The sequence below is a fragment of the Fodinibacter luteus genome, assembly GCF_039541575.1.
GTDB lineage: Bacteria > Actinomycetota > Actinomycetes > Actinomycetales > Dermatophilaceae > Fodinibacter > Fodinibacter luteus.
The window spans coordinates 107,324-118,488 of sequence record NZ_BAABGM010000022.1; the positions used below are offsets into that span (position 1 = coordinate 107,324).

An 11,165-nucleotide genomic window follows, 5' to 3' on the forward strand; every position below is an offset into this window, starting at 1 on the left:
CCTCCCCCCACCCCCGCGCGGAGTCAGGAGCACTCCGTCGGCTCAGGGCCGGTTCCGCCCCTGAGCGGGCGGAATGCTCCTGACTTCGCGGGGATGCCGGGTGGGTCCGGCCTCGTTTTGGCCGTGGCCGGACTGTCCCCTATGCTTTCGGAGTCCTCGACGGATCCGAGCGCTGCGAGCCGCGCGACCTTGAGGCCCGGTCGAGGTCGGGTCCCCATCGTCTAGCGGCCCAGGACCCCGCCCTTTCACGGCGGTAGCACGGGTTCGAATCCCGTTGGGGATACGTAGCAAGGCCTTTCACGAGGCCCCGTAGCGCAGTTGGTTAGCGCGCCGCCCTGTCACGGCGGAGGTCGCGGGTTCGAGTCCCGTCGGGGTCGCTCCGAGGCGGAGCGGTCGGAGAGATCCGGCTGGTCGTCTCGTCCGGCCAGGTAGCTCAGTTGGTACGAGCGTCCGACTGAAAATCGGAAGGTCGGCGGTTCGACCCCGCCCCTGGCCACCAGCAAAACCGCAGGCCACGGCGTTTCAGCACCACGATCGCGACTCCTCCGAATTGGCGCTTGCTAACACTTTGCTAACAAGCGCCAACAACGGTACCCCCACACACCGCAGGACGTCCTCGCGGCGGGGCGCATGAGATGCGCCGGCGGATCCCTCTAGCCTTCGACGTGGCACCTCATCTCGAGCAAGGAGGCACGTGATGGCAGGGAAGTTCGAGCTCTACACGGACGCTGCCGGGAAGTTCCGGTTCCGGCTCAAGGCCAGCAATGGGCAGATCATCGCCACGGGCGAGGCGTACGAGTCCCGAGCCAGCGCCCTGAAGGGCATTGAGTCGGTGCGCAAGAACGCCGGCGACGCCGCGCTGGACGATCAGAGCGGCTGACCTCCGCAAGGGAGTGTTGGGGCTTGTCCCATGACAGGCTTTCGCGGAGCGCGTCAGCCGCTCGTCGGGCCGCGCTCGTGTGGCAGCTTCATATCCTGTCACCCCGACAGTTGCAGACGGGCCCTTGAACTGCAACAACGCGGTCAAGGGCCATTTTGCATCGCCGCCCGTGCGCAACATGTGCCCAATAGGAGACCCACTTCCGGGGGGAATGGCCGCCACCGCGAGGCTCGGAACGCGCCATGAAGCCAACGTCTCCGGTGCACCATCCGGCGTCACCGGCCAAGTCCCCGTCGAGAAGCGCCCCGGTGCTGCCGTGACGCAGGAGACAACTCCTGTCCGTCCGGCCACATGAGGCACGCGCGAGTCCCTCGCTCGCGGGGCCAGTCGGGTGGGTGGTGTCGGTGGTCGCGGGCAGGGTGGTCTCAGCGCAAGGAGATGGAACAGCCGATGACGAACCAAGACGACCTGAACTGGTGGCTGACCCTCGCAGCAAACGTGGAGTGGACGTTCGCCAACACGTACGCCGCGACCGCGCCGCACAGCTACGTGGTGTTGAACCGCACCGCGGGCATGACCCGTGAAGACTTCATCCGGGCGGCGCACGTGATTCACACGTTCGGCCAGCCTGCGAAGTTCTACTCCATGACCAGCATCTACCTGACCAGCCCCGACGGGCGGCTGAAGTGGTGGACCATGGACAAGCATCTGAGCGACACCACCCTGATCAACCAAGCGACCACCGAGCGGCTCTATGGGGTTCAGAACGCGCCCTCGACCCTCTCCTGCATCCGCACCCCTTACGACGAGATCGCCACCAGCTACGACGAGTGGCACCCAATCGAGGATGCCGAGGCCCGGGCGCTCAGCGAGGTGGTCGCTCCGTTCAAGAGCGAGTACCCGACGTCCGTCCTGGATGTCGGGTGTGGGACGGGTCGCGTGTTGGACCTGGGCCTGACCACACCTGATCGGTACGCCGGCGTTGACCCGAGCCAGCCGATGCTCAACATGCTCGTCCGCAAGTACCCGAGTGTGGCGAGGATCTACCCGACCACGATCGAGCAGGCCCTCGCGGACGGCGCCTTCACGCCGGGCCAGTTCGAGATTGTGACCGCCTACGACAGCGCCAAGGAACTGGACTTGGCTACGGTCGCGGCGCTCTCGGAGCTTTCCAGTCGGGTCACCGTCCTCAAGCGCGACAGCCAACTGGAACTGATCACCTAAGCCCGTGCCGCAGGGGATGCACGCCGGAGCCCGTCCCTGATCGCGGCCTGGGCCGAGACGTCGGACTCGTTGTACGCGGCGAGCCACTGCACAGCCGCCCGACCCTCGTCGCCGCCGGCGCGGGCGAGGTCGATCTTGATCTGGGATTCGGCGCCGCCGGCGTCGTCCACGGCCCAGTGGAAGCCGAAGATCGGCGCGACCGCCTTGAGGGACGTGCCGTCTCGGGTGAGGAAGTGGCCCGCGAACCAGGCGTGCAGGTCGAAGGAGCGCCCCTCGAGCAGCTCGTCGACGCTGGGGTACTTGCTGGTCATGCTGCGCTCGGGGTACGACCAGTGGAAGACCGTCACCGACTTCCCTGCGGCCTCGGCGTCCGTGATCACCCGGCCGAGGCGGGCAGCGAACTCCTCCGCCAGGTGCGCGGCGCCCTCGGTGTCCAGCGGGTCGTAGGACACGATCGGGTCGAATACGGCGGTGGTGTCGTCCTGGCCCTGCCGCACGCGTAGGCCCCACAGGTAGATGAGGTTCTCGAAGTCCCATTCGATGTCGAAGTCCACCTCGACGTCCGCCGACGGGACCTGCGGCCACTCACCGCGCGGTTCGAACGCGACACCGGCCTGGGCCATCCGGGCCCGCCGCACCAGGAGGCGGTACTTCTCCTCGGCCATCGCCCCAGGTTGGGTGTCGCGAGCCGACCAACCCGTCGGGAGCTCGTCCCCGGACGCGGCCAGGTCGGCGACGGTGGACTTACCCAGGTCGTACAGGTACCGCCACTGTTGCGCGGTCGGCAGACCGGTGCGGATCGCGAACGAGGCGTCGTCCGGTCCGGCGATCTGGGTGCAGTACTCCTGCCACACGCACCAGCCGCACTCGCTGACGTGGAGCGGGCGCACGAGCTCGCCGCCGGCCTTGGCAGCCTCGGCGACCGTGACGCGGAATGCGAACTCGTGGTCGTAGCGCTCCAGCAGGCTGCGCTTGGCGCGGCCGGACTCGGCGCTGGCGGAGCGTGTTGTCGGTGTCGGTAGGAGGGGAGATGCCCCACACCCCGACCCCTCACCTGCCGGACTCTGGCAGATTGAGGGTCTCAGTGGGCGCTGGCACCTCGCCGTGGGCTGATCAGGGTACGGCCCGGTCTCAGCAGAAGTACTGAACCGCGTCCTGAGAGGAATGCCGTGAGGACCAGCGAGAGCGCGGCTGCGCGCCGGACCATCGAGGAGGCTGTCCTGGAGCGTGCCCAGCACACCTCCAAGTCCAAGGCTCAGGACACCTGGTCCTTCGCCCGCGCAGAACGTCTCCTCGGCAAGGAGTACCACGGTCGGTTCCTCATCGAGCTGCTGCAGAACGCCGCCGATGCTTGGCGAGATGCACACGCTGACGGCTCGACGTGCGAGCTGGTCGTGGTGATCGACGAGAGCCCGGCACTCATCGTCGCCAACAGAGGCGTCCCGTTCCCCGCCCAGATCGTCCTTGAGTCGCTCGGCCAGATCGGCCTGTCCCCGAAGGAGGCCGGCGAAGCCATCGGCCACAAGGGCATCGGCTTCAAGTCGACCCTAGAGGTCTCCGCCACACCGGAGATCTACTCCACCTTCTTCGAAGGTGAACCTACGTTGGCCGTGCGCTTCGACGCGGCTCGAGCGCGCGAGCTCATCCTCGAACAGACCCCTGACTGGGACACCTGGGTTGCCGACCAGGACGAGTTCCAGCAGGACTGCCTGCAGGCCGTTCCCGTCCTGCGCTACCCCACCTGGGTGGACTCACCACCGGCAGCCGTGACCGAACTCGGCAGCCATGGCTACGACACCGTCGTACGTCTCCCGCACTCACCCGCCTTAGGTGACACGCAGGTCTGGTTGGCCAAGGTGCGCGACGCCCTCGGCGACGTCAGCGATCAGATCCTGGTGCTTCTCGGCATCTTCGACCGTGTCCGCATCGAGAACCGCGTCGCTGGGACGGCCGAGGACATCCTTGTCACCACCGAGCCGGGAGACCACAGCAACGACACTACGGCCGACACGGTCACGATCACGCGCAACGGCGTGTGCAGCTCTCGGTGGGTGCGCTACCACCGGCAGTACGCTGACGGCGCTGAGCTTGCCTCCGAGGTCGCCACCGCGATCCGGTTGGACGCCGACGATTCTGCTCGACCCGTGCACGCCCACGGTGACGTCGAGTCCTCGTCGCCGTTCCACCTGTTCTTCCCTACGAGGATCGGGTCCGGCCTGCCGTTCCTGCTGCACGGCTACTTCGAGGTCGACGCCGCTCGCACCGGGTTCTTTGCCGGCTCAGCCGAACACAATCGGGCCATCCTCGACGCGCTCGCCGACCTGGTCGTGCACGCCGTCGGCAACCTCGCGAGCCGCCCTGACATCGACCTCGTCGCCCTCACGGAACTCATCACCGCCACCCCTGCACCTGAGGCGAAGCTGGCGCGACACTTCCACGATCGCGTCCTGGCCGGTCTCGACGATGTCGCCTGGCTTCCCGGCGCCCCAGGTGAGAACGCTCCGCACGCCGTTGCGCCACGAGACCTGCTCCCAGCCAACCAGGCAGTGACCCAAGCATTGCTCCGGGTCTTCCCGGCCTCCTACCTGCGTGAACGCTCACAGCGGGAGATCGCCCACCCCGACCTCTCGGAGCAGACGCATCGCTTCCTGGCGGACCGCCGCGAGAGCGCTGACGACCTGTGGCCGGCCCTGCACGTCGTTCTCCGCCCGGGGCAGGACCACCCCTGGCCAACCTACGCACAGGCCGACCAGCACTTCCTGGCGCTGCTTGACCTCGCTGATGCGTTGCGCCGGTTCGACCCGAAGCCGGCCGACGAGCTCCTGAGGGAATTGCTCGGCGACGAAGAGGCACGCCTCGTGCCGGTGGCACGTCCCGACGGTCGGCGGGAGTTCGTCCCCGTGCCCAATCCCGAAGGCTCGGCTGCGGGCAAGCGCGGGGTGTCGGTCATGGCCCGACTTGGAGCGAGCGGCGACACCCCTTTGGACCCGCCGGAGGTGCTCGACGTAGAGTTCCTCGCCGAAGGGCTGCTGACTGACCAGACTCGGCCCCGCGCAGAGGCGCTCGGGATCCGACCCTTCACCGTCGACGCGGTGCTGGACCGGCTCAACATCCCCGACGACGCGCTCACCACCGACCACGACCGGGAGCGGCTGGTGCGGTTCCTGTGGGACCTCCTCACCCGCGAACGACGGTCTGACTTCAGCACCGCTTCCAGCAGCAACAACTCACTCACTTTCGGCACGCACCAGTGGTTCTGGCTGCAGCCCGGTCGGGCCCGCCAGGACGAAAACGCCCGCCAGCGGCAGCGCCGCGAACGCAACCTGGCCGGCGTACCTCTCCCGGCACGGGATGGCACTTGGCAACCGGCCGGCACGTTGGCGTTTGGGGCCGACTGGGCGAACTGGGTGGAGGCCCATCTCTCGTACGCCGATGGCGCCCGGCGCGCTACTGCACTGCGGCGGCTCCACCGACTGGCGCCGAGCGATGCTTCGCTGCTGGCTCCTCCAGAGGCCGTCCTCTCACTCCTGCCGACAACGTCGATCCCCGACACCCTCAGTTATGAGACGGACGAGGACACGGACGAGATCGATTCTTCGGCAGAACCGACCGAACCGTTGGGCGACGTCGACGAGGCCCAAGAGACCGAGTCAAGTGACGCCCGACGCGAACCACTTGAGCAGTTCGCCTTCCTCCTGCGGCTCGGCTGCTGGGAGGTGCCACCGCTGGAGGGCCACGAAAGTGGGCGCGCCGTGTCCGACCGGACATGGCCTTGGCCGGAACTCCGGGAGTCCCTCGCGCCCGAGGAGGCCGACGCTGAATGGAACTTCGATGTGTGGCAGTGGAGCGGCACGGGCCACTGCAACATCACGGTGACCGAAGACGCACGGCTGCTTTGGCGACCTGAGCGGGGAGACCACCAGACGCGAGTCGACATGTCTGCTGCGCTGGCCGACGGTGCACCCGTCTACACCTCGCTGACCCAGGCGTCGGCGCTGTGCCCAAGCTGCACAACTGACCAGGGGAACCGTCACCGGGGCACCTATCGAACTCGGGATGGAGAACGGCGGCCGAGCACCCTCGCGCTTCAACTCCGGCGCCAACGATGGCTGCCGACCACGCGCGCCGGCGTACCGGTCGACGGCCACAGCTCCGACCAAGCATGGGCGGACCTCCGCGGCCTGGACACTCACGCCATGCGAACCAGCCCGCTGCAGCATCTGCCGCTGGTCGACGTCACCGGATGGTCCACGCCATTGCGAACACTGTGCGACCTTCACAGCCTTGACGACGCCGACCCATCGCGGCTGCTCTCCTTGCACGACGACCTGCGCTCGGCACTCGAGCGTGGCGAGGTCGACCTGACCACCGGCACAGCGCACCAATCCTTTGTCGGTCTTCACCGGCTGATCTACGAGTCCCTCGCACGACAGCAGTCAGCCGACCAGGTCCCTGCCCACTTCGAGGTCCTGTGCGAGCTGGGGTCGCGCCTGGTGCACCGTCATCGCAGCGATTGCCGTCATGACGACGGTCGTTACGTCGGCTACAGGGCGCGGTTCGCCGGGCAGGTACCTTTCGTGGTGCTCGCCCGCGACAAGGGCAACATCGCGAAAGCTTTGGACATCCCCACGTTCGAGGTCTCCGTAGTACGCCGAGACAACGACCCCGGCGAGGACATCACCGAGTCCCTCCACGAAGAGTTGACTGAGCGCATCCCCGAGCTGCTTGCGGTGATGGTGCACCACGCCGGTGGCACCAACCCGCTGGAACCCACCAGCGAAGCCTTCCGGGAGCGAGCCAGTCGGCTTCGACAACTGCGGGTCAGGCAGCTGGACAACCTTGTTCTCAGCGTCTCTGTCGCTGGCATGCCCGGGGTGGAAGAGACCATCGGAGACACCGCTCAGGACGAGAGCTACCTCGATACCTCCAAGCCCGGAGCTCCGGTGGTTTTCCACGACTTCACCGGAGACGGCTGGCGTGGCCGCCTCCGCCGACGGCTCGCCCAACATCTCGCGGCCGTCAGCGACGTTGCCGGCGCGTACACGGACACGTTCACCCTGCTCATGACGGCGAGTGAGGAAGAGCGCGAGGACCTGCTTCGTTCCTGGGGTGTCGCATCAGAGCACGTGCAGCAGATCCGTACACAGCTCGGCATCTTCACCGACAGCGACCGCAGTCGGGCCGCCAACTGGCTCCGGGCGATCCTTGCGGTGCTCGGTCGTCGAGAGCTGGGGCAGGCGGAGTCTCTGGACCATGCGCAGGTCAGTGCTCAGCTCTCGCAGGCTGGGCTCTCCCAGCAGGACGCCGACGCCGTCGCCCACGGCATCACCAACGAACGGCCGGGCGACCCTGATGGGCCCGTTCTTCGGACCCTCGCTCGGCTCGAGGTGAACCTGCAGGAACTGAGCGACGCGTTGGCGGCACAGCACGAGCCTCGCCTGGCCATCCGAGTTGCCCACGACCGGTTGAAGCAGTGGCTGGACCGACACGACAGCCGTCTGGTCGCCGTCCTCAACGAGAAGGGTCTGGCGGAGGGCGCGGCCAAGTCCGAGGTCTCGGGCATGCGGACACCCGCCGATCTCGACTTCGCACTCGATCCGCCGCCGGAGGAGTACCTTTCGCCGGTGCTGACCGCACTGATCCAGCAAGGGCTCGAGGTCGACGCGACGGCCCTGGTCTGCGACGCCGCAACCACACTCGCCTCCTTGTGCGGATGGGACCCCAGCGAACTCGACGAGCGCGTCTTGTCGCTGTACGACGACGAGGCTCGCGCTGCCAGGCTGCGCGACCTAGCTCGCGGGTGGGCTGGCGAGCTGCGGCTCCTGTCCCTCCTCGTCCGCGCCAGCGGCGCCTCAGCCAGCGTCGTGCGCAGCGAGGCCGTCCAGATCGACGAGACCCTCGGCCGACCGGAGGCTCCGTCACACCTGGTCCCGAGACTGGAGGAGCTCGTTCCTGGCACACATCTCGCCGGGCTGCGCAGCAACCTCGAGGCGCTGCTGGGCGACGATCTGCCCGGCACACCGGCCGAACGTGGCCAAATCCACTCCCTCGCAGGGGCATACGGCGTACCGGTCTCTACGGCACCGGCGATCCTGACGATCCTCACAAGGGACCGTAGCCGTCGCGTCTCGACCTACACCCACCAGGTGCGGGCTCTGGTCGAGCATGACGTGCAGCCGCGGCAGCCGGCACGCCTCACTCCACCACCTCCCCGCAAGCCGAGGCTGGGACACAAACACGTGGCCCCTGGCAAGGTCAGCGTTGATATCGAGCGTCGCAAGAAGCGAGCCGGTGACGAGGCCGAGTCCTGGGCGGTGACTGCCATGACCCGCACGTTCATGGAGCTTGAGCCACCGGCTCGGGACCGGGCCATCGGCGAGATCATCGACATGCTTGAGCGGTACGGGTTCACCGGCCCCGCGACCGAGCGCGTCCGCGCGCACGGTGAGGGCGCCCGCGAGCCTGGCCATGACGAAGAGGAGCTGATCGACCGGCTCACCGAGTTCCTCTGGGTTGCGGCTTTCAGCGACGGGTTCGGGTTCGACGTGCTCGGTTGGTTCGCCGATCCCGAGGATCCTGCTGGTGGCCATCCGATGGCACTCGAGGTGAAGTCCGCTTCAGGCTCGTTCTTCTTGTCCAGCGGAGAGTGGGCCGTCGCCGAACGGATGCGGGCGAACGATGAGGCCCGGGCGGCGTACGCGGTGCTTGCGGTGCACCCCCGCCGGGCAGGCTCCGACGCACCAGACGGGATGGATCTGCTCATCGACCCCGTTCAGTTGTGCGAGAGCGGGCAAATCCGGCGCGAGGACGACACCTACCGGATGCGCTATTGACTGACATGAAGACCGTTAGGCCAGTGTCCATCACACGAGGACGGTCCCGGCACTCGACGGCGCCGAGCACCTGGACCGAGTCTGGCCAGACACCGGCCTACCGACAATGATCCAGTAGCCCACTGTGGGCGCCCCACTTCGCCCAGAATGGGGCAGCTCACCGAGTCTGTGCTGGCCGTGGATCCGCTTCCTGGTTTCGCCGTCCAGCCAGTACGGCGCAACAGCCGACCCCGCATGCACCACCCTGGGTTGGGATGAGCCCCTTTCGTCCGGGGTTCAGTGTCGCGTCGATCGTTCTCCACCGCCGAGGCAGTGCCTGGCGAGGGCTCAGACCATATTTCGTGGGGGGCTTGGGAGGTCCCACTGACCAAAGCGCAGGTAGAAGGACAAGAATGGGTCCGACATGAATAGCGTATCGTCCCGATAGGCCAGCGCTGGGTCGCTAGCCCCGCGGCCATTCTCAGCGATCGTATTCATCTGACCGAGAGCGAACGCAACATTTTGCGTCGTTGGTGCGTCTTCAAACAGCTCACTAATCGCTCTAGACAAGTCCTGCGTCGAAACTTCACGAACAGCGCCAATCTTCGATATGCCATACAAGACGGCGCCGTAAATATCGGTTGTCCCGCCCGACTTCAGTTTCCGCGGCAGTCGGGGCTGGCCCTTGGTTCTCGGGCCCCGTCGCAGAGCATCGAAGACGCCAGGAATGTAACGGGTAGCGATGTTGCGGTAGAACTGCTGCAGATCCTTGGGCGGTTCAAGTTCCTTCCACTTCCCCCTCTGGGTCTCCGGGATTCCCTCGTCGATACAGTAGTCAAGGCACAATTGCTGCATCAGGAAGGGTGCGCCTAGGCTGTTCTTGGCAAACTCCTTGGCGATCCGATCGTTCCTGTCCGAAACGTTCAGCACGTCGAAGCCTAGACGAGCGATGTAGACCAGTTCATCGGTCGACCAAGGCATGATCTGCAATTGCCAGAGCCGCCCAAGCATGTCCGTCTCACTCCGGACCACCGAGAATGCATCATGCGGGACAGCGATCAAGACGACCGGACTTGTGGCGATGATCCCCTTTATAGCGCGAACCAAGTCAAGTTTCAGAGCATCCGGAACATAGTGGAAGTCGTCGATTACGACAGGAACCTCCAAGTCGGCAAGCGCATCTCTTGCGACAGCAGCCAACGGTCGCCTTGCCATGCCCTTAAACGAAGTCCCCCTAGATGCGTCGGATCCGAACTCCGCGCCTAGTCCCGTACCGCTCGTCCCAAGACGGGCATTGATACTTCCCCTGAACCCGCTTCCCTTCGATGTGGACCACTCGACTTGATCGTAGAGATCGAGGAACTCGCACACCCGCATCCACAGATCGTCGAGTTCTCGGAGATCTCCGCCGGACACCCACAGCGCGGAGTCTCGCGGCAACAGCCTGTCAACAACCACGGTCTTGCCCGACTTCGTGGGGCCAGAGACGGTTAGTGCTGCACCTCGGTTCTGCAAGAACCTACGAATGGTGCCTTCGACGTCCTTCTCGTCTCGGGGGTTGTACGTGAACTCGGGGATCCGTCCCGGAGTGAAGACCTCACCCACCTGCCTGATCTCAACCATCCCGCGATCATTACACGGTGCTTCCCACTGCCCGCGCCGACATCCCGCGACTGTGCAGGGAAGCGTTCACCCGTTGCCAGTGAGGCGCTGCACCTGCCCGGCCGACCGGCCCAACGGACTTCTCTAGCGACCTCCGGCGGGCCCGTCATGAGGAGGTGGTGGCCGCCGGTCGCCGCGAACTCGAGGGCGATCCGTGCCTCCGGCTGCCCGACGACGTCGGCGAGGCGGATCCGGGGTCGAGCCCGTTCTATGCCCTCGGCCGGTGCCGTGGGCGCGACCGGCGTCGGCTCGCCGCGCGCGGCGGCCGCGGCCACTCCAGGACTTCCCGGAGGTCGGCGGCGCCGTGCACGGCGACGTCGTCGACGATCTGCGCCTCGGCGACGTTCTCGAGCGGGACGACGACACGTCGGATGCCGCGCTGGGATGCCTCGAGCACGGCGGGGAAGCACGACGCGGACGCGGCCGTCGAGGGCGAGCTCGCCGAGGGGACGATGTCGCGGACAACGTCGTGCTGGGTTCGCCCCGCCGCGGCGAGCACGGCGACGGCGATGGGCGGATCAAAGGGGCTCATCGAACTTGACCGGGCACCTCGCGGATCGCAGCTGAGGCTCGCCGGTATTGGCGAG

Annotated in this window: 6 protein-coding genes, 3 tRNA genes and 1 pseudogene; 6 read left to right on the forward strand and 4 right to left on the reverse strand. The window is 66.7% G+C overall.

Translation table 11 applies throughout. The features are described from left to right. Positions 1-210: 210 nt before the first annotated feature. The 5 genes from ABD899_RS16125 (at position 211) to ABD899_RS16145 (ending at position 2,104) form a co-directional block, all read left to right on the forward strand. Positions 211-283 (forward strand) — tRNA-Glu (locus ABD899_RS16125). 20 nt (positions 284-303) lie between these two features. After that, a tRNA-Asp gene (locus tag ABD899_RS16130) sits at positions 304-377 on the forward strand. A gap of 45 nt (positions 378-422) precedes the next feature. After that, positions 423-499, forward strand: a tRNA-Phe gene (locus tag ABD899_RS16135). Positions 500-697: 198 nt separating this feature from the next. Beyond that, on the forward strand, positions 698-880 hold the full coding sequence (locus ABD899_RS16140; RefSeq protein ID WP_345207849.1) for a YegP family protein: 183 nt from the start codon (positions 698-700) through the stop codon (positions 878-880). A gap of 438 nt (positions 881-1,318) precedes the next feature. Then, a complete protein-coding gene (locus ABD899_RS16145; protein ID WP_345207850.1) occupies positions 1,319-2,104 on the forward strand; it encodes a methyltransferase domain-containing protein in 786 nt (261 codons plus the stop codon). Here ABD899_RS16145 and ABD899_RS16150 read toward each other — a convergent pair. Continuing rightward, entirely contained in the window at positions 2,101-2,994 is an 894-nt protein-coding gene (locus tag ABD899_RS16150) for a ribonuclease H-like domain-containing protein (protein ID WP_345207852.1), read from the reverse strand. The genes ABD899_RS16145 and ABD899_RS16150 overlap by 4 nt on opposite strands. A 279-nt stretch (positions 2,995-3,273) precedes the next feature. Between ABD899_RS16150 and ABD899_RS16155 the strand changes: the two genes are divergently transcribed. Continuing rightward, complete coding sequence (locus tag ABD899_RS16155) at positions 3,274-8,937, forward strand: sacsin N-terminal ATP-binding-like domain-containing protein (RefSeq protein ID WP_345207854.1); 5,664 nt, start codon at positions 3,274-3,276, stop codon at positions 8,935-8,937. 327 nt (positions 8,938-9,264) lie between these two features. Here ABD899_RS16155 and ABD899_RS16160 read toward each other — a convergent pair whose 3' ends face one another. From ABD899_RS16160 to ABD899_RS16165, 3 genes and pseudogenes are all read right to left on the reverse strand, one after another. Continuing rightward, positions 9,265-10,539 (reverse strand): hypothetical protein, encoded by a 1,275-nt coding sequence (locus ABD899_RS16160; protein ID WP_345207856.1) that lies wholly within the window; start codon positions 10,537-10,539, stop codon positions 9,265-9,267. 143 nt (positions 10,540-10,682) lie between these two features. Further along, positions 10,683-10,853, reverse strand: a pseudogene (locus tag ABD899_RS18990) (ATP-binding protein); the annotation flags it as partial. Next, the gene (locus ABD899_RS16165) at positions 10,787-11,110 is read right to left on the reverse strand and encodes a hypothetical protein (protein ID WP_345207858.1); all 324 of its coding nucleotides are present in this window, start codon (positions 11,108-11,110) and stop codon (positions 10,787-10,789) included. The pseudogene ABD899_RS18990 and the gene ABD899_RS16165, both read right to left, overlap by 67 nt. Between the last annotated feature and the right edge of the window lie 55 nt (positions 11,111-11,165).

What these genes read in the sequence shown, in the direction of transcription:
- ABD899_RS16140 (WP_345207849.1), top strand. Translation starts at nt 698, where the DNA reads ATGGCAGGGAAGTTCGAGCTCTACACGGACGCTGCCGGGAAGTTCCGG.
- ABD899_RS16145 (WP_345207850.1), top strand. Translation starts at nt 1,319, where the DNA reads ATGGAACAGCCGATGACGAACCAAGACGACCTGAACTGGTGGCTGACC.
- ABD899_RS16160 (WP_345207856.1), bottom strand. Translation starts at nt 10,539, where the DNA reads ATGGTTGAGATCAGGCAGGTGGGTGAGGTCTTCACTCCGGGACGGATC.
- ABD899_RS16165 (WP_345207858.1), bottom strand. Translation starts at nt 11,110, where the DNA reads ATGAGCCCCTTTGATCCGCCCATCGCCGTCGCCGTGCTCGCCGCGGCG.